The sequence below is a fragment of the Caulobacter sp. GW456-12-1-14-TSB4 genome, assembly GCF_059424195.1.
Genome location: NZ_JBWKZF010000002.1, coordinates 74,765 through 93,383, shown reverse-complemented (window position 1 = coordinate 93,383; position 18,619 = coordinate 74,765). Strand labels below are relative to the sequence as shown.

Genomic DNA, 18,619 nt, shown 5'->3' with positions numbered 1-18,619 from the left:
GATCAGAACGCGTAGCTGTAGCGGACGCTCGCGGTGCGCGGCACGCCGAGGTTCCGGTAGAGGAAGCGGCTGGTCGACCCGTCCTTGGCCGCTGAGCCGAGACGCGCGGCGTAGTCCTTGTCGAACAGGTTCTGCAGCCGCAGCCCCAGGCGATGGTGACGCGCCGCGCCGTCCAGGAATACGTGCCCGGCCAGATCGACCACGACGACATCGCCATAGTTGATGCGGCCAAAGCCCGACACCGTCTGCCAGACGTCACCGGTCCAGGTCGCCGACAGATCCGCGCCGTACGGCTTGCCGGTCGGGGCGAAGTCCAGCGAGGCCTTGGCGAAGTCGGTCGGCGTGCGGTCGCGCTGCAGGTCCGAGCCCTGGTTGCGCGACTTGGTATGGGTGTAGCTGGCGTTGAGGCTGAAGGCGTCGTTCAGCCGGGCCTGGACCACGGCCTCGGCGCCCGAGACGCGCACCTGGCCCGCGACATTGACATAGAGGCCTTCGGGATAGGCCGGGTTGTCGTAGACGTCGCTGATCAGGTTATCGATCCGGCGGGCGAAACCGGTCAGCTTCCAGCGCACCGCCTCGCCCAGCACGCCGCCGGCCGCGACATTGAGGTTCTTGCTGCGTTCGGCCTTCAGGTCCGGATTGCCGTGGGTGGAATCCGGGTCGATGGCGAACAGCTGCTCGGCGTCGGGCAGCAGGAACGAGGTCCCGCCCACGCCCTCGACATAGAACGACGGCGTCACGTCATAGCGGCCGCTGAGCGTCCACACCGTGGTGTCCGAACCCTGGCCGTGATTGTAGCGGACGCCGGCGGTGAACAGGGCGTTCTGGATCAGGTCCGGCGTGGTGCGGATCTGGGCGATCACGGCATGGACCTGCTCGGTCTTGCCCTCGATCAGCAGCACCTCGTCGCGGCCCTTGAAGTTCTGGAAGTCGTAGCCGAGCTCGTACTCGAAGCCCTTGTTCAGGTTCAGCTTCACCAGCGCGCTGGCGCCGTAGTCGCGATAGCCCCAGTAGGTGCCGGCCGGATAGACAACGACCGGGCCGGCCGCGCCGTTCTGGACGTTCTCGTAGGTCGTGTCCCAGTCGTGCAGATAGCCCTTGAGGAAGAACTGGGCCGGGCCGTCGGGCGTGTAGTCCAGGCGGGCGCTGAGGATGTCCTCGTCGCGGTCGTTGTAGCTCTTGCGGACCAGGCGCGGCGACAGGTTGTCCAGGCGCGCGTCGGTGTGCTGCCAGTTGGCTTGCAGGCGCAGGTCCGGCGTGAAATCGAAGCCGTACTTGGCGCCCAGGGTGACGACGTCGTAGCCGCGCTTGCGGTCGGTCGCGCTGGGCTGGAAGACGTCATACTGCCCGAAGCCGTCGCTCTCGTCCTTGTTGGCATAGACGACGTACTTGTGGCGACCAAAGGCGCCGCGGACATAGCCGTCGGCGTGGACGGTCTTGTTCTCACCGCCGCCGATGGTCAGCTCGCCGCTGGTCGTATCGGAGAAGGCGCGGGTGACGACATTGATCACGCCGGCCGAGGCCTGGGTGCCGTAGAACAGCCCCTGCCCGCCTTTCAGCACCTCGATGCGCTCGATCATGCTGGCCGGCAGGGTGTCGACGGGCGTGGTCGAGTTGTAGAGGCGATTGTTGATCCGCACGCCATCGACGGTCCACAGCACGTCCTGGGTGCGCGAGCCCTGCAGCGACAGGTCGACATAGCTGAACGGGCCGGCGCTGGGCGCGATGTAGAGGCCCGGCGTCAGGGTCTGCAGCGCCTGGACGGTATCGACGAAGCCGCCGTCCTTGATCTGCGCGGCGGTGACGATGGCCACGTCGCTGCCGTAGCGCGACAGCTCCTGAGGCAGGGTTTCTTCCAGGCTCTTGGCGGTGATCACCACCTGGTCGATGGCGTTGGCCGGATCGTTGTCGGCGGCGGCGTGCGCGGCCAGCGGGAACAGTAGAGCCGCCGCGATGGCGGCGTGCGAAATCGTCTTAGGCATAAGGCCCCCCATGTGCGTCCGTGCGACATGGCGAAGAGCCTCCCGGGAGCGGTGCCCACGGGTCGACGGCCCGGCGGCGCGGACGCGTTGAAGCGCCGGCCGTACCGGTCGAGCGGCTCTCCACCGCTTCTCGTCGCTCAGACGGGGTTCCGCGCCTTGGCCATCCCCTGGGCCACGGCAAGAGCGACCCATGCTGGCAGGTCTCCTGGCTCACGGGTCATCGCTCTTGGCGCCGCCTTCCCAGGGTCCGAGGACCCCAGTGGCATGTGACGCTAGAACTCGCCGCTTACAGTTGCAGGGACAGCCGCAGATTTGGGGGCCGAAGCCCCCGCACTGCATTCCCTATTAAGCCCTCTCGGGCGCCAGCACGGTCATTGTTGCGACGCACTACGCGCGCCGCGACGAACGCTGATAGCGGAAGTTGCGCGGAAGGCAAATGGGGTGAGCGAGGGGAAATCCCGCCGGAGTGCGGGCGTTGAACCCCTCTCTCAAAGACACAAAGCTTGTCATCCCGGCCGCAGCGAAGCGGAGAGCCGGGACTCAGGGGCAACCGCACGGGGCTTGGCCCCTGGGTCCCGGACAAGCGCTATGCGCTTTCCGGGATGACAAGAATGGGCAGCGTGACGCTCTAGAGCGCTCAACGGGCGTTCACGCCCTTCCATCCCCGGCCTGAAAACCTGCCGTAATCTCTCCCCACCTCGTCGCGAGGAAAGGGCGCATGGCCAGCGACCGTTGCGGCGGCGGGGTGTGATCGAGCGGGTGTGCTCGTCGGTGCGGGGAAGCTCCGCAACCTCATCCCTCTAGCGGCGGTCGGCCCTGGAACACAGAAACGACGTGGGATGTCGGGCCGAGGAGACGACAGGTTCGGGGAAACCCGGACACCCAGGACCAGGTTTCGCGGCCTGGCCCGCCCGTCGGAGGCTTCAAGGGCGAACAGGCGCGAACAGCGTCGGGACGCCGCGCTTCCGGAAAACGGTCACGCGGAGCGTTCGGACTTCGTCGAAACGGTATTCACTACTCACACTCCGGACGCTGTCCGGCGCTCCGCGTCCCTTTCCTTGATCTTCAGCGGCCTGCCGCGTGAAGTGCAAACGCACGCGCCGGTTCAGGAAGAGGCTGGCGCTCGACCGACAATGCTCGCACACTCATTCAAACGGCCGTTCAGCGGCCTTAGTGTCCGAGCGCGACCAACAGCGCGGGGAGGAGTATCGATGTCCGAGCGCCATCCATCCCAGAGGGTGTCGTCGTGGGCCCTGGCGGCCTTCGCTTCGCCCAACATCCCGATCGCGGCGCTGGGCCTGCCGCTGGTGGTCTATCTGCCGGAATTCTACGTCAGCACCATCGGGCTGTCGCTGGCCGCGGTCGGCGCGGCCTTCCTGTTCGTGCGGCTGATCGACATCACTCTGGACCCGTTCCTCGGCGGGGTCATGGACCGGACGCGGACCAAGCTGGGCCGATTCAGGCCCTGGCTGCTGGCGGGCATGCCGGTCGTGGGCATCGGGGCTCTGGCCCTGTTCATGGGTCAGCCTGGCGCCAGCGCCTTCTATCTGTGGGGTTGGCTGCTGGTCACCTATGCCGGCTATTCGATGGTCGTGTTGTCGCACACCGCCTGGGGCGGGGTGCTGTCCTCCGACTACCAGCAGCGCTCGCGCGTCTATGGCTGGTGGCAGGCGGGCAATGTCGTCGGCATGATCCTGGTCCTGTGCCTGCCGCCGCTGCTGGTCGGCGTGTTCAAGACCGAGCATGCCGAGGGCGTGCGGGCCATGGGCTGGTTCATCATCGCCCTGCTCCCGATCACCATCCTGACCGCCGTGCGCGTGGTCGGCGAGCCGGCCGCGCCGCTGGTGAGGCACGCGGCTGGTATCAAGCAGTATCTGGCGCTGCTGGGCCGCCCGTCGGTGCGCCTGCTGCTGTTCGCCGACCTCTTGATGGGCCTGGCGCCGGGCATCGCCGGGGCGCTGTTCCTGTTCTTCTTCGAGCGCATCAAGCAGTTCGACAAGACCCAGTCGGGCGTGCTGCTGCTGGTCTATTTCTTGGCCGCCCTGGTCAGCGCGCCGATCTGGCCGATGCTGGCCAAGCGGATCGGCAAGCACCGGGCCTTGGCCGTCGCCGCCGTGGTCTACGCCTTCGTCCAGATCGCCGCCGTCTTCACGCCGGTGGGCAATTCGGGGATCGGCACGATCATCCTGATCCTGGCCGGCATCCCCTACACGGCCGCGCCGGTGCTGGTGCGCGCCATGATGGCCGACATCGGCGACGAGGAGCGGCTGCAGGGCGGCGTCGACCGCACCGGCCTGCTCTACGCCATCCTGACCGGCACGGTGAAGCTGGGCTACGCCCTGGCGATCGGGGCCTTCCCGGTCCTGCAATGGCTGGGTTTCGACCCCAAGGTCCCGACCGTCTCGGGCGACAACGCCTTGATCGCCATGTACGCCGTGGTGCCGGCGGCGATGGGACTGGTGGTCGCCGTCGTCATGTTGCGCTATCCGCTGGATGCGACCCGCGTCGCCGAGATCCAGCGCCAGCTTTCGGCGCGGGATGCGGCCCAAGGGGACGCCCCCGCAGCGGAGCCGGAACCGAATGTCGTCCCAGAGCAAGTCCCCGCCCCTGGCCCCGCCGGCTGAAGATCAACATCCGCTGTTTCGCCTAGTCGAGATCATGGCCAAGCTGCGCGATCCAGACGGCGGCTGCCCCTGGGACCTGGAGCAGACCTTCGCGACGATCGCGCCCTACACGGTCGAGGAGGCCTATGAGGTCGCCGACGCCATCGAGCGCAACGACCTGCCGGAGCTGCGCGACGAGCTGGGCGACCTGCTGCTGCAGGTCGTCTTCCATTCGCGGATGGCCGAGGAACAGGGCGCGTTCGACCTGAAGGACGTGGCGGCGGCGATCTCCGACAAGATGATCCGTCGCCATCCGCACGTGTTCGGCGACCACGCCTATGACGACCTCTCGGCCCAGGTCGCCGGCTGGGAGGAACTCAAGGCGCAGGAGCGCAAGGCCAAGGCCAAGACGGGCGTGCTGGACGACGTGCCGGCCGGCCTCCCTGCCCTCACCCGCGCCGTCAAGCTGACCAAGCGGGCCGCCCGCGTCGGCTTCGACTGGCCCTCGGCCCGCGAGGTGCTGGACAAGCTGCGCGAGGAAACCGCCGAGATCGAGGTCGAGATCGAGGCCGGCGACATGGCCAAGGCCCGCGAGGAGCTGGGCGACATCCTGTTCGTCTGCGCCAACCTGGCCCGCAAGCTGGACGTCGATCCGGAAGACGCCCTGCGCGCCACCAACGCCAAGTTCGCCCGCCGCTTCGGCTTCGTCGAGGCCAAGCTGGCCGAGCGCGGCAAGACGCCCGACCAGTCCGACTTGGCGGAAATGGATGGCCTATGGAACGACGCCAAGGCGGCCGAGAAAGAAGCCTAGTCGACCGTCCCGACCAGGGCGCCGGGATACTGGCGCTCGAACCGGCCCAGCGCCTGGCTGTCCAGCCGGGTGACGATCGTGACGTCGCCGTCAGGACCGTCATAGCGGCTCAGCACCCGGCCATTGCGGTAGATCCAGGCGATGGCCTGGCCGTCCTGGGCCTTCAGCTGGATCTCGACCGGCGCGGAATCGTCGATCAGGCCGCTGATCCGGCGCAGCAGGGCCTCGCAACCCTCGCCGGTGACGGCCGAGACGGCCGAGGCCTCCTTGCGACGGGCATGGCCCTCGACGACCTCGCGGTCGTCCTCGCCCAGCAGGTCGATCTTGTTCCAGACCTCGACGACGGTCTTGCCCTCGTCGAGCGTGACGCCCAGTTCGGCCAGCACCGTCTCGACGTCGCGGGCCTGGGCCTCGCTGTCGGGATTGGCCACGTCGCGGACGTGCAGGACCACGTCGGCCTCCTGCACCTCCTCGAGGGTGGCGCGGAAGGCCTCGACCAGCTCGTGCGGCAGGTCGGAGATGAAGCCGACGGTGTCGGACATGATCGCCGGCCGCCCGTCGGGCAGCTTCACGGTGCGCAGGGTCGGGTCCAGCGTCGCGAACAGCATGTCCTTGGCCAGGACCTCCGCCTCGGTCAGGCGGTTGAACAGCGTGGACTTGCCGGCGTTGGTGTAGCCGACCAGGGCGACCGTCGGATACGGCACCTTCTTGCGGGCGCTGCGATGCAGGGTCCGCGTGCGACGCACCTCCTCAAGCTCCTTCTTGAGCTTCAGGATATTGTCGCGGATCAGGCGGCGGTCGAGCTCGATCTGGGTTTCGCCGGGACCGCCGGTGTTGCCGGTGCCGCCGCGTTGCCGCTCAAGGTGGGTCCAGGTGCGGACGAGGCGCGAGCGCTCGTATTCGAGCCTGGCCAGCTCGACCTGCAGACGGCCTTCGCGAGTCCGGGCCCGCCTGGCGAAGATCTCGAGGATCAGGCCGGTGCGGTCCACGACCTTCACCTTCAGCGCCTTTTCGAGGTTGCGCTGCTGGATGGGCGTGAGCTGGTCGTCGAAGACGGCGACGTCGATGTGTTCGACCTCGCAGATCGCGGCGAACTCCTCGATCTTGCCCTTGCCGAACAGGGTGGCGGGGGTGACGGCGCGCAGGGGCGCGATCACCGTCTCGACGACGTCGAGATCGAGCGCGACGGCGAGGCCGACGGCTTCCTCGAGCCGGGCTTTGGGATCCCGGGCCTCGAGGGCCGCCTGGCCGCGCAGCTGCCGCGCCGGATGGATGACAAGCGCCTTCAGGATCGGCGCGGCGTGGTCAATCGACCTGGATGTAGATTTGGACAAGTAGTCTCGGATCAGTCGTCGGAGTCAGCGCTGGGCTCGTAGAGCTGGACAGGCTGGGCCGGCATGATGGTGGAAATGGCGTGCTTGTAGACCAGTTGCGACTGGCCGTCGCGACGCAGGAGGACGCAGAAATTGTCGAACCAGCTGACCACGCCTTGCAGCTTCACGCCGTTGACGAGGAAAATGGTGAGCGGCGTCTTCGACTTGCGCACGCTGTTCAGGAACGTGTCCTGGAGGTTTTGTTTCTTCTCGGCAGACATCGGGGGTTCCCCTCTCATTGTTATCGGAGGGCAACACGCCCCCCACACAAACAAGGCCATGCTAGAGGATTTTTCGCTGAAAGCGACAAGGTCGCAGCGAAAATTTCCGCAAAGCCGCGCGGCCTAAAGACGCCCTCGCCGGATATTGCTCCGATCTCAGACGGCTTTTTGACGCGCGCGCTCAATATAGGAACGTCGCAGGCCGATCGCCACCGGACCCGGCTTGCCCCCGCCTAGCTTGACCCCGTCGATCTCGATGATCGGCGTGACCAGCGAGCCGGCCCCGGTGATGAAGGCCTCCTTGGCGGCCTGGGCCTCGGCGATCGTGAAGGGCTTCTCGCTGAACGGCAGGCCAGTCTCGCGGACCACTTCCAGCAAGGTCGAGCGAGTGACGCCGCGCAGGATATTGGCCTGGGTGTCCCGCGTCCGCAGGGCCCCTTCGGCGTCGATGATCCAGGCGTTGGACGAGGCCCCTTCGGTCACCAGACCCATGTCGTCGACGAACCAGGCCTCCAGCGCGCCGCGCTCGCGAGCGGCTTGCTTGGCCAGGGCGTTAGGCAGCAGGCCGATCGACTTGATGTCGCAGCGACCCCAGCGGTTCTCGGACACGGAGATCACCGAAGCGCCCTTGGCCGCCTTGGCCTCGGTGGCGGCGCGGTCCAGCGACTTTGCGGTGATGACGATCGCGGGCGGCACTTCCGGGTTCGGGAAGGCGTGGTCGCGCTTGGCGACGCCGCGGGTGATCTGCAGGTAGCAGAGCCCTTCCTTGACCTTGTTGCGGCGCACGGCCTCGCGCAGGACCAGCAGCAGCGCGGCCTGGCTCATCGGATGGGCGATGCGCAGCTCGTCCAGACTGCGCCACAGCCGGGCGAAGTGGCCCTCGGCGTCGGCCAGCTTGCCGTCGAACACGGCCCAGACCTCGTAGACGCCATCGGCCAACTGGTAGCCGCGATCCTCGATATGGACGGCGGCCTCGCCGTGACGCACGAAGCGGCCGTTCACATAGGCGAAACGCGACATCTACTCTTCCTCTTCGGCCCGGGCGCCGGCCACGCCCAGGGACTTCAGCTTCCTGTGCAGCGCCGAGCGCTCCATGCCGATGAAATTGGCGGTGCGCGAGATGTTGCCGCCGAACCGCAGGATCTGGGCGTTCAGGTACTCACGCTCGAACAGCTCTCGGGCCTCGCGAAGCGGCAAGGCGATGATCCGCTCGGCCCCGATCGCCCCGGCGTTGCCGGCGCTGGGCTGGTCGGCGCCGGCCAGCATCTCGGCGGTGATCACCTCGCCCGGTTCGCCCGAGGCCAGGATCAGCATCCGTTCCACGTTGTTGCGCAGCTGACGGACATTGCCCGGCCAGGTCTGCACCTGCAGCGTGGCCAGGGCGTCCTCGCCCAGGCGGCGACGCGCCAGGCCGGTGGCCTCGCTGATCTTGTCGACGAAATAGGCGATCAGCTCGGGGATGTCCTCGCGCCGTTCGGCCAGGCCCGGCACGCGGACCGGCACCACATTCAGGCGGTGGAAAAGATCCTCGCGGAAGCGGCCGCTGGTGATCTCGTCACGCAGGTCGCGGGAGCTGGACGAGATGACCCGCACATCGACCTGGACGTCGTTGTCGCCGCCCACCCGACGGAAGCGTTGCTCGACCAGCACCCGAAGGATGCGGCCTTGGGTCTCGCGCGGCATGTCGGCCACTTCGTCGAGATAGAGCGTGCCGCCGTGGGCGCGTTCGAACACGCCGATCTTGCGCGGACGACCGTTCTCGCCCTCCTCGCCGAACAGCTCGACGTCGAGACGTTCGGGGGCCATGCCGGCGGCGCTGACCGCGACGAACTCCTGCTTGGTGCGGGTGCTGGCGCCATGGATCAGGCGGGCCACCAGCTCCTTGCCCGAGCCGGGCGGGCCCGAGACGAGAATTCGGCTGTTGGCCGGGGCGACCTTGAGGATCAACTGGCGCAGGGCCTGGGCCGGCGCCGACTTGCCGATCAGGCCGTCGGGAGCCAGGGTCTGGGTCCGCAGGCGACGGTTCTCGCGACGCAGGCCAGCCGCCTCAAGCGCGCGCTCGACGATCAGCAGCAGGCGGTCGGACTTGAACGGCTTTTCGAGGAACTCGTAGGCGCCGCGCTTGATGGCGCTGACGGCGGTCTCGATATTGCCGTGGCCCGAGATCATGATCACCGGCAGGTCGGCGTCCAGCGCCTTCACCATGTCCAGCAGCTCGAGGCCGTCCATGCCCCCGCCCTGCATCCAGATGTCCAGGACCAGCAGAGCGGGCTTGCGAGCTCGGATCGCGGCCAGGGCCTGGTCGGAGTCCGCGGCCGTGCGCACCGCATAGCCCTCATCCTCCAGGATGCCGGCCACCAGCTCGCGGATATCGGCTTCGTCATCGACCACAAGAACGTCGGCGCTCATATCATCTCCTCAACGCCACTCTGAGCAGCGGCGTGCAGTCGTACGGTCGTCGGGAATTTCAGGATCACGCGAGCTCCGGGAAGCTCGCGTGCGTCGGTCAGGACCAGGCTGCCGCCATGGTCCTCCATGATCCGCTTGACGATGGCCAGGCCCAGGCCTGTGCCCTTCTCGCGGGTGGTCACATAGGGTTCGGTTAGGCGATCGCGGTCCTTGGCGGGCAAGCCGACGCCATTGTCCTCGATCGTCACCCACAGGTCGTCGGCGTCCGAACTCAGGCTGGCCGTGATCCGGCCTGTCATGTCGGGCGTGGCCGAGCGGCGCGCGCCGACAGCCTCGCCGGCGTTCTTCAGGATGTTGGTCAGCACCTGGCCGATCATCCGCTCGTCGCAGGTGATCCAAACATCCTCACCGCTCGCTTCCTGCAGCTTGACCTCGATTTCACCGTCCTGGAACCGCTGGGCGAACACCGCCTGGCGCAGCATCTCGGTCAGGTTGGCCGGCTCGAAGCGCGGCGCCGGCATCCGGGCGAAGGCCGAGAACTCGTCGACCATCCGGCCGATGTCGCCGACCTGGCGGATGATCGTCTCGGTGCAGCGGTCGAAGGTCTCCAGGTCGCTGGCGATCTCCTTGCGATACTTGCGGCGCAGGCGCTCGGCCGACAGCTGGATCGGGGTCAGCGGGTTCTTGATCTCGTGGGCGATGCGACGCGCCACGTCCTTCCAGGCGGCGTTGCGCTGGGCGGCCATCAGGCGAGTGATGTCGTCGAAGGTCAAAACCAGGCCCTCGGCCACGTGACCGGCGGCGCGGACCCGCAGGCGGCGTGTCTCGCCCTCGCGCTGGATGTCGACCTCGACGTCGGTGTCGGGACGGCTCTCCTGCAGCGCCTCCATCACCGTCTCGAACTCGGGGGCCAGCTGGATCAGATCAACGCCCAGCGCCTCGCTGGGCAGGCCAAGCAGGGTCACGGCGCGGCGGTTCACGGCCGAGACCTTGCCGTACTCGTCCAGGCTGATGACGCCGGCGCTGACGCCCGACAGCACGGTCTCGATGAACAGGCGCCGACCCTCGGCGTCCAGGCTGGCGGCCTTCAGCGCGGCCTGCTGCAACTGCAGTTCGCTGGTCATCATGTTGAAGGCGTTGGACAGCGCCCGGATCTCTTCAGGACCCGTGTCGGCCTCGACCCGGGCGTCGAGATCGCCGCTGGAGACGCGGCCGGCGGCCTCGACCAGGCCGGCCACCGGGCCGGCGATCGAGTTGGCGGCGGCGATACCCACCCAGATGGCGGCGACCAGCACCAGCAGCGCCGTCTCCAGATAGCTGAGGCCGAAGATCGCCTGGATGCGGACGCGGCTGCGCTCGGCGTCGCGGTACGAGACCAGCGCGTCCTGGGTCTCGATCAGGTGGGTCAGGATGCCCTTCTCGATCGGCCTGGCGACATAGAGATAGGCGTCCGGAAAGGCCTTCAGGCGATAGAGCGCCCGGAAGAGGTCGGCCGAGACAAAGCGCTGGGCCGTGACCTCGCCGCTGTCGGTGGCGACATAGCTGGAGGGCGGCGGCGCCAGGAACGGCGGCGCGTCGCGCAGCTCGGCCCGCGCCAGGATGCGGCCGTCGCGGTCCAGGATATAGGCGGCGGCGAAGCCGTTGTTCTTGGTCTCGTCGGCCAGGAAGTGACCGAAGGCCACCGGCGAATGGGCCAGGGCCGGCGCGGCCTCGTTCAGGTTGGCCGCCATCGGGCCGATATGCTCGGAAATATATTTGGTCTGCTGCTCGACATACGAGTTGGCGACCTTGGCCGAATTGCCGACCACGGTCTGGACCCGCTGGCTGAACCAGCCGTCCACGCCGCGGTTGACCAAGACGCCGAAGAACAGCGCCACGATCACCGCCGGGGCCACGGCCGCCAGCGAGAACAAACCGACGAAACGCAGGTGCAGGCGGGCGCCGGCGTCGCTGGCCCGGGCATCGATCAGGTCGTAGAGGCGCAAGCCCACCACGGTGGCAACGCCCAGGATCAGCACCAGGTTGAAGCCCAGCACCACCAGGATGACCGTCGAGGCCGTGCTGATCGAATCGGTCTTGGGCGGCGACGAGGCCAGGGCGACACTGGCGACCGTCAGGATCACGGCCAGCGCATAGGCTCCGGCGGTCAGGTAGCGCGACCGCAGGAACTCCCGCCACCAGGCCCGGCTGAACCGAGTCGGCGGGTCTTCCGATCCTGTCGCGTAAGCCACTGAAGACATCGCCGTGGAGTTTAGGAGCGTGTGTCCCAAATTCAACAGCTATGTGCCGAGAAAGCTTCAGCGGCCGCTCCGAGCGCGTGAGCGCTCAAGCTATCGACGACCCCGCGTCATCTCCACGCCCAAGTCCTGGATCTTCTTGCGCAGGGTGTTGCGGTTGAGGCCGAGAATCTCGGCGGCCCGCACCTGGTTGCCGCGCGTCGCCGACAGGGTCAGCTGGATCAGCGGACGCTCCACCTCCTCCAGGATGCGGTCGTAGAGGCCGGGCGGCGGCACGCCGTCGGGCTGGTCGGCGAAGTGCGAGGCCAAGTGGCGCTCGACCAGCATCGACAGGGTCAGAGGCCCCTCTTCCGAGCGGACAGCCGGCGTGTGGTCCTGCAGCTCGCGATCGACGATACGGGCGGTGATCAGCTCCTCGGCATAGAGGGCGCACATCCGGCGCATCAGGTTTTCCAGTTCGCGGACGTTGCCCGGCCACGGATGGGTCTTCAGGCGATCCAGGGCGCTCTGGTCGATGGTCTTGGCCGGCAGGCCCTCACGAGCGGCGCGCAGCAGGAAGGTGCGAGCCAGGTCCGGAATGTCCTCGGCGCGGTCGCGCAGCGGCGGCAGGCGCACGGGGGCGACGTTCAGACGGAAGAACAAGTCTTCTCTGAAGAGCCCCTGCTGGATCAGGCCGCGCAGGTCGCGATTGGTGGCGGCGATGATCCGCACGTTGGGTCGGCGGCCGGTCTTGGGGTTGATCACCGGCTCGGTGCCGTCGATCACGCGCAGCAGGCGGGTCTGGGCGTCCAGCGGCATGTCGCCGATCTCGTCCAGGAACAGGGTGCCGCCGTCAGCCTCGATCAGGCGGCCATTGTCGCCCTCCCCGCGTCCGAACAGCTCGGTCTCGACCCGTTCGCGCGGCACGGCGGCCAGGTTGATGACCACGAACTTGCCGTCGCGACGGCGACCCAGCTCGTGCAGGGCGCGGGCGACCAGCTCCTTGCCGGTGCCGCTCTCGCCCAGGATCAGCACGGTCAGGTCGGCCCCGACCAGGCGGGCGATGGTGCGATAGACCTCCTGCATCGGCGCCGAGCGGCCGATCAGTGGCAGGCGCTCGTCGCGCATGGCGCGGGCCTGGGCCTTGGAGGCCTCGGCGTCGGCCGGACGCGACAGGGCCCGGCGCGCGGCGGCGGTGACGTCATCGAGGTCAAAGGGCTTGGAGACATATTCGAACGCGCCGGCGTCGGCGGCGTTGACCGCCGTGAGCAGGGTGTTCTGGGCGCTCATCACGATGATCGGCAGCTTGGGCCGTTCCTTGCGGATGCGCGGCAGCACGTCGAAGACGTTCTCGTCGGGCATCATGACGTCGGTGACGACCAGGTCGCCCTCGCCGTCCGTGACCCACTTCAGCAGCGTGGTGGCGTTGCCCGTGGCGCGGACCTGGTAGCCCAGGCGGGTGAAGGCCTGGCTCAGGACCAGACGCACCGAGCTGTCGTCGTCGGCGATCAGGATCTTCTTGCTCGCGGCGTTCATGCTCAGGCGTCTCCAGAGATGGTGTCGGGGGCAACCGGCAGCAGCACGCGGAACACGGTGCGGCCGGGCTCGGATTCGAAGTCGATCAGGCCGCCGTGGGCGGTGACCAGCTTGGTGACCAGGGCCAGGCCCAAGCCCGTGCCGTTGGCCTTGGTGGTCACGAAGGGCTGGAACAGGTGGTCGCGCAGGCTGGTCGGCACGCCGGGGCCGTTGTCGATGATCTTGACCTCGATCGGCGCGCCGCTGGCGGTCTTGCCGTCGGCCCCGCGCACCCGGACGCCGGGGCGCCAGGCGGTGTGGATCGAGATTTGGCCGCGCTCGTCGCCGCGCATGTGGGCGGCCTCTGCGGCGTTCTTGGTCAGGTTCAGGAAGATCTGGATCAGGTGATCCTCGTCGCCCCAGACCGGCGGCAGCGACGGATCGTAGCTTTCCTTCAGCGTCAGGCCGTCGGCGACGCCGTTGACGACCAGGGCCCGGATGCGGTCCAGCACCTGGTGGATATTGACCGGCTCGCGCGGGGTCGGGGCCTGGTCGGAGAAGGCCTCCATGCGGTCGACCAGGCGGCGGATGCGGTCGGTCTCGTCGACGATCAGCTGGGCCAGAGGTTGGTCGACGGCGCTGGCGCCGGTCTTGAGCAGTTGAGCCGCGCCGCGGATGCCGGCCAGAGGGTTCTTGATCTCGTGGGCCAGCATCTTGCCCAGGCCCACGACGGAGCGCAGGCCGGCCGCGTCGGCGGCCTTATCGACGCCCAGCACGCCCTTGACGTGCAGGGTCAGCAGCACCGAGCCGTCGCCCAAGGGCGCTGCCGCCCCATCCGCCTCGAACGGAGGCTGGCCGAACAGATTGACCTCGACGCCATGCTCGCGGACCAGCGCGCCCTCGAAGATCGCCCGGTCCAGCAGCGAGACCAGCACCGAGCCCGGCGGCAGGGCGGCGCGGAAGCGACCGCGCGCCAGCAGCGACAGGCCGTGGCCGAACAGCGCCTCGGCGGCTTCGTTGACGGCCACCAGCCCGCCTTCGCGATCCACGACCAGCGCCGGTTCGGGACTGAGGTCGAAGGCGGCGGCCTTCAGGGCTTCGGGGGTGACACCACCCAGGACGCGGGCGCGGTCGGTCATGCGGCTAATCTCCCGCCCGCCAGCCACAGGTCGCGCAGGGCGGCCTCCACGGCGGCGGGATCTTCAAGTCGGCACAGGGTTGCGCGAGCGGCCCGGCGTTCCTCGGCCGTCTCCGGCCAGGGCGCGGCTTCGATGTACGAGGCCAGGTGCTTGCGGAACATCTTCAGGCCCAGCGGCTCGCCATAGAATTCGAGGCTGCGGCGGAAATGGGTGAGCGCGATGGCCAGGCGCTCCTCGGCGTCAGGCTCGACGAAGCCGCGGCCTTCGAGGGCCGCCTCGATGGCGCCGGCGATCCAGGGGCGGCCATAGACGCCCCGCCCGATCATCACGCCATCGGCGCCGGATTGCTCAAGAGCTTGGCGGGCGGTCTCGCCATCGATGATGTCGCCATTGACCAGCACCGGCACCGAGACGGCCTGCTTCACCGCCGCGACGGCGGTCCAGTCGGCGACGCCCTTGTAGAACTGGCTACGCGTGCGGCCGTGCACCGTGATCGCCTTGGCGCCAGCCGCCACGGCGCGGCGCGCGATGTCGGGGGCGTTGCGCAGATTGTCGTCCCAGCCCAGCCGCATCTTGACGGTGACGGGAACATCGACGGCCTCGACCGCCGCGCTGACCAGAGCCTCGGCCAGGTCAGGCTCGCGCATGATGGCTGACCCCGATTGCTGGCCGGCGGACACTTCCTTGGCGGGGCAACCGAAGTTCAGGTCGACGATCTGAGCGCCCGCGTCGGCGGCCATGCGCGCGCCCTTGGCCATCAGGCCCGGATCGCGCCCGACCAGTTGGACCACCATCAGCGGCAGCCCCTCGCCCACCGCCGCGCGGCGCACGACATCGGGCCGTCCGCGCGCGAACTCGGCGCAGGCCACCATTTCCGTCGCCACATAGGGCGCGCCGAGCGCCGTGGCCGTTTCTCTGAAGGGCAGGTCCGACACTCCGGTCATGGGTGCGATCCACACACGACCAGGGACGGCGACCCCGCCGACCTCGAGCTTGTTGCTCATTTTATGATCATCCCCACAGCATTCTTTTTAGGCACATTGTTGCAGCGCAGTAAAGCCCGCTTCGACTGGACAAGCGCGGCCACCGGACTAAACAGCCGCCATGACCTTTTCCGCCGTGATCGTCGCCGCCGGTTCGGGAAGCCGAGCCGGTCCTGGCCAGGCCAAGCAATGGCGGCCCGTGGCGGGTAAAGCGGTCCTGCGCTGGTCCGTAGAAGCCCTTTTAGCGGGCGGTGCGACGGACATTGTCATCGTAACGACACAGGAAGGCGAAAAAGCGCTCGCCGAGGTTCTCCAGGGCCTGCCGAACTGGCGCGCGGCGCTGGGCGGCGCGACTCGGGCGCTGTCGGTGCAGTCGGGCCTGGCCGCTCTCGCCCATCGCCCGGCGGAAGAACCTGTCCTGATCCACGACGCCGCCCGCCCTTTCCTGACCGGCGCGACGATCGAAGGCGTGCTGAAAGCGCTCGAGACCGCCGACGCCGTGCTCCCCGCCCTGCCCGTCGCCGACACGCTCAAGCGCGCCGAGCCGGGCCAGAGCCCGACCACGACCTCCCGCGAACACCTCTGGCGCGCCCAGACGCCCCAGGCCGCGCGCCGCGAAACCCTGCTGGCCGCCTACGCCGCCTGGACGCAGGGCGAGCCGACCGACGACGCCCAGGTGGTGGAAGCCGCCGGCGGCCGCGTGGCCATCGCGCCGGGCGATCCGCTTTTGATGAAACTCACCTATCCCGAGGACTTCGCCATGGCCGAACGGCTCGCCGGCGCCGCGCGCATCACCCGAGTCGGCCAAGGCTTCGACGCCCACCGTTGGGGCCCGGGCGAAGAGGTCTGGCTGTGCGGCGTGGCGATCAAGCACGACGAGACCCTGATCGGCCACTCCGACGCCGACGCCGGCTTGCACGCCCTGACTGACGCCATCCTGGGCGCGATCGGCGAAGGCGACATCGGCGACCACTTCCCGCCGACCGACGACAAGTGGAAGGGCGCGTCCTCGGACCTCTTTCTGAAGCACGCCGCCGACCTGGTCGCCGCCAAGGGCGGGAGCATCGTCAATATCGATGTGACGCTGATCTGCGAGCGCCCCAAGATCAAACCGCACCGCCTGGCCATGCGCGAGAAGCTAGCGCAGATCCTGGACCTTCCCCTCGACCGCGTCAGCGTCAAGGCGACCACGACCGAGAAGATGGGCTTTACCGGCCGCGGCGAGGGCCTGGCCGCCTCCGCCGTCGTGGCGGTCGAGACCCCGGCCTGAACGGGCTAAACTCAAAGACGAATCCGGAGACGCCGATGTTCCCGCTGGAAATCGAGACCCTGGCCCGACTGCTGATCGACGAGGCGCGATCCAAGTCACTGCGCCTGATCGCGGCCGAGAGCTGCACCGGCGGCCTGGTGGCTGGCGCGATCTGCGCGATCTCGGGCGCATCCGACGTCTTCGAGCGCGGCTTTGTCACCTATACCAACCGCGCCAAGTCCGAGATGCTGGGCGTGCCGGGCGACCTGATCGCCGACAACGGCGCGGTCTCCGAGCCCGTGGCGCGGATGATGGCCGAAGGCGCGCTGCGCGAGAGCAATGGCCATGTCGCCGTAGCCATCACCGGCATCGCCGGCCCCGGCGGCGGCACGCCGATGAAGCCGGTCGGCACGGTCCACTTCGCCGTCGCCCGCGCCAACCGCTCGGTCGTCCACCGGCACGAACACTTCGCCGGCGAGACCCGCGAGGCCGTGCAACTGGCGGCGGTGCGGACGGCGCTGGAAATGCTGCGCGAGGCGGTGGCTTAGGTGCCCGAGACCGCGCCCAGCGACTGGAGACGCTTCGCCGGCGTCGGCCTCTCGCAGAAGGCGCTGAAGGCCGCGGCCGCCCGCAAGACCGAGATCCGCCACGCCATCCGCGTCTCGGCCGCCGTCGGCGCGGCCTTCGCGCTGGCGACGCTGCTGCGCCTGCCGCAGGGCTACTGGGCCGTGTTCACCGCCGTGATCGTGGTGCAGTCCAGCCTGGGCGCGACGATCACCGCCTCGATCGAGCGCTTCATGGGCACGGTGGTCGGCGCGCTGGCCGGTGCGGTCGCCGCCTATTTCCACGCCAAGTTCCCGGAGTTCGGCGGACTGATCCTGTGCGTGACCGTGGCGCTCCTGGCGTTCGTGGTTTCGGTGAGGCCGGCGCTGAAGGTCGCGCCGGTCACGGCCGTGATCATGCTGATCGGTCAGGCGACCCACATGGACCCGTTGGTCGCCGCCAGCCTGCGCGTGGCCGAGATCACCGTCGGCAGCCTGGTCGGCGTCGCCGCCACCCTGCTGATCTTTCCGGCCCGCGCCCACGCTTCGGTGGTGACCAGCGTTCAGAAGATCGCCGGCCTGCAGGCCCATATCCTAGACAGCTACATCCTGATGCTGCGCGGTACGCCGGGCCCGACCGACTATCTCAAGGCCCAGGACGATTTGCGCGCGGCGCTGGCCAAGCTGCAGACCTCGATGACCGAGGCCGATCGCGAGAATGCCACCAGGCTCAGCGAGCGCTCGGTGTCCGACGCCCTGCCCCGCACGCTCTGGCGCTTACGCAACGACACGGTGATGGTCGGCCGCACCCTGCGCGAGCCCTTGCCGGCCGAAGGCCTGGCCCCGGCCGCCGCCGACATGCTGGAGGCCAGCGCCGGGTTCCTGCGCGGCACGGCCGACCTGCTGGCCGGCGGCGCGCGTCCGGATCGCCTGGCTTTCGCCGAGGTCCATCAGAGCTTCCAGGCCTGCGTCGAAGGCCTGCGCGAAAAGGGCCTGACCCGCGAACTGGAATTCGACGACGCCGCGCGGGTGTTCGGCCTGGTCTTCGCGATCGAGAACCTGTTCGGCAACCTCGGCGACTTCGAGGAGCGGATCGAAGAAGCGGTGGCGAAAAAGGACTAGGCCTTCTCGCCGTAGATCTGTTTCGCGCGATCCTCGAAGCAGGCGATCAGCTTGTTGGCCGCCTTGTCGATATTGGCGGCCAGCATGCCGTCCAGCAGCGTGGCCTTGAAGGCGAAGTCGATCACGAACTCGACGCGCGTCACGTCCCCTTCCGGCACGAAGCGCCAACCGTTGGCCAGGCGCTTGAACGGACCGTAGAGCAGGCTGACGTCGATACTGAGCGCGTCGCGATCGCGGCGCACGCGGGTGGCGAACTTCTCTTTCAGGAACGAGAAGCCGACCTGGGCCTCGGCGTCGACCGTGCTGACGGCTCCGTCGACGCGGCCGTTCCAGGTGCGCATGCCGGTGATCCACGGCACGAACTTCGGATAGGCCTCGACGTCTCCGACCAGCTCGAACAGCTGCTCCGGCGCGTACGGCAGCACGCGCGTCACCACGTGACGATGCACGGCTT

General features: G+C 68.4%; 15 protein-coding genes, 1 pseudogene and 1 riboswitch. Of the genes and pseudogenes, 5 read left to right on the top strand and 11 right to left on the bottom strand.

Annotated features, from left to right (window positions below):
* Nucleotides 1-2: 2 nt before the first annotated feature.
* Both AC07YH_RS02425 and AC07YH_RS02420 read right to left on the bottom strand, forming a co-directional pair.
* Entirely contained in the window at nucleotides 3-1,982 is a 1,980-nt protein-coding gene (locus tag AC07YH_RS02425) for a TonB-dependent receptor plug domain-containing protein (protein ID WP_494745419.1), read from the bottom strand.
* 178 nt (nucleotides 1,983-2,160) lie between these two features.
* A riboswitch (cobalamin riboswitch) is annotated at nucleotides 2,161-2,363 on the bottom strand.
* A gap of 311 nt (nucleotides 2,364-2,674) precedes the next feature.
* Nucleotides 2,675-2,745 (bottom strand): annotated as a pseudogene (locus AC07YH_RS02420) (hypothetical protein); the annotation flags it as partial.
* 448 nt (nucleotides 2,746-3,193) lie between these two features.
* Here AC07YH_RS02420 and AC07YH_RS02415 point away from each other — a divergent pair.
* Together AC07YH_RS02415 and mazG are read left to right on the top strand one after the other, a co-directional pair.
* Complete coding sequence (locus AC07YH_RS02415; RefSeq protein WP_494745418.1) at nucleotides 3,194-4,606, top strand: MFS transporter; 1,413 nt, start codon at nucleotides 3,194-3,196, stop codon at nucleotides 4,604-4,606.
* Entirely contained in the window at nucleotides 4,563-5,396 is an 834-nt protein-coding gene (mazG, locus tag AC07YH_RS02410; protein ID WP_494745417.1) for a nucleoside triphosphate pyrophosphohydrolase, read from the top strand. The genes AC07YH_RS02415 and mazG overlap by 44 nt, the downstream gene beginning before the upstream one ends.
* Here mazG and hflX read toward each other — a convergent pair.
* The 8 genes from hflX to dusB form a co-directional block, all read right to left on the bottom strand.
* Complete coding sequence (gene hflX, locus AC07YH_RS02405; RefSeq protein WP_494745416.1) at nucleotides 5,393-6,730, bottom strand: GTPase HflX; 1,338 nt, start codon at nucleotides 6,728-6,730, stop codon at nucleotides 5,393-5,395. The genes mazG and hflX overlap by 4 nt on opposite strands.
* Nucleotides 6,731-6,741: 11 nt before the next feature.
* Nucleotides 6,742-6,990, bottom strand: a complete 249-nt coding sequence (gene hfq / locus AC07YH_RS02400; protein WP_013079113.1) for an RNA chaperone Hfq — start codon at nucleotides 6,988-6,990, stop codon at nucleotides 6,742-6,744.
* Between the two features lie 156 nt (nucleotides 6,991-7,146).
* Nucleotides 7,147-8,010: a D-amino-acid transaminase gene (locus tag AC07YH_RS02395; protein WP_494745415.1), complete on the bottom strand. Its 864-nt coding sequence runs from the start codon at nucleotides 8,008-8,010 to the stop codon at nucleotides 7,147-7,149.
* Nucleotides 8,011-9,399 carry a nitrogen assimilation response regulator NtrX gene (ntrX, locus tag AC07YH_RS02390; protein WP_494745414.1) on the bottom strand — a complete coding sequence of 463 codons (1,389 nt, stop codon included), beginning with the start codon at nucleotides 9,397-9,399 and terminating at the stop codon, nucleotides 8,011-8,013. It abuts the gene before it with no gap.
* Nucleotides 9,396-11,639: a sensor histidine kinase NtrY-like gene (locus tag AC07YH_RS02385; protein ID WP_494745413.1), complete on the bottom strand. Its 2,244-nt coding sequence runs from the start codon at nucleotides 11,637-11,639 to the stop codon at nucleotides 9,396-9,398. Before AC07YH_RS02385 ends, ntrX begins: the two co-directional genes overlap by 4 nt.
* A 90-nt stretch (nucleotides 11,640-11,729) precedes the next feature.
* Nucleotides 11,730-13,151: a sigma 54-interacting transcriptional regulator gene (locus tag AC07YH_RS02380; protein WP_125158443.1), complete on the bottom strand. Its 1,422-nt coding sequence runs from the start codon at nucleotides 13,149-13,151 to the stop codon at nucleotides 11,730-11,732.
* Between the two features lie 2 nt (nucleotides 13,152-13,153).
* The gene (locus AC07YH_RS02375) at nucleotides 13,154-14,269 is read right to left on the bottom strand and encodes a two-component system sensor histidine kinase NtrB (protein WP_494745412.1); all 1,116 of its coding nucleotides are present in this window, start codon (nucleotides 14,267-14,269) and stop codon (nucleotides 13,154-13,156) included.
* A complete protein-coding gene (gene dusB / locus AC07YH_RS02370) occupies nucleotides 14,266-15,273 on the bottom strand; it encodes a tRNA dihydrouridine synthase DusB (protein ID WP_494745411.1) in 1,008 nt (335 codons plus the stop codon). The genes AC07YH_RS02375 and dusB overlap by 4 nt, the downstream gene beginning before the upstream one ends.
* A gap of 100 nt (nucleotides 15,274-15,373) precedes the next feature.
* Here dusB and AC07YH_RS02365 point away from each other — a divergent pair, with 100 nt between their 5' ends.
* The 3 genes from AC07YH_RS02365 to AC07YH_RS02355 are packed head-to-tail and all read left to right on the top strand — an operon-like array spanning nucleotide 15,374 to nucleotide 18,165.
* On the top strand, nucleotides 15,374-16,522 hold the full coding sequence (locus AC07YH_RS02365; RefSeq protein WP_494745410.1) for a bifunctional 2-C-methyl-D-erythritol 4-phosphate cytidylyltransferase/2-C-methyl-D-erythritol 2,4-cyclodiphosphate synthase: 1,149 nt from the start codon (nucleotides 15,374-15,376) through the stop codon (nucleotides 16,520-16,522).
* A 35-nt stretch (nucleotides 16,523-16,557) separates the two neighbouring features.
* Nucleotides 16,558-17,049, top strand: coding sequence for a CinA family protein (locus AC07YH_RS02360; protein WP_494745409.1), 492 nt, complete (start codon nucleotides 16,558-16,560; stop codon nucleotides 17,047-17,049).
* Entirely contained in the window at nucleotides 17,050-18,165 is a 1,116-nt protein-coding gene (locus AC07YH_RS02355; RefSeq protein ID WP_494745408.1) for an FUSC family protein, read from the top strand.
* On the opposite strand, the gene AC07YH_RS02350 is transcribed toward AC07YH_RS02355, so the two are convergent.
* The gene (locus AC07YH_RS02350) at nucleotides 18,162-18,614 is read right to left on the bottom strand and encodes a type II toxin-antitoxin system RatA family toxin (RefSeq protein WP_494745407.1); all 453 of its coding nucleotides are present in this window, start codon (nucleotides 18,612-18,614) and stop codon (nucleotides 18,162-18,164) included. The two genes, AC07YH_RS02355 and AC07YH_RS02350, sit on opposite strands and share 4 nt — an antisense overlap.
* Between the last annotated feature and the right edge of the window lie 5 nt (nucleotides 18,615-18,619).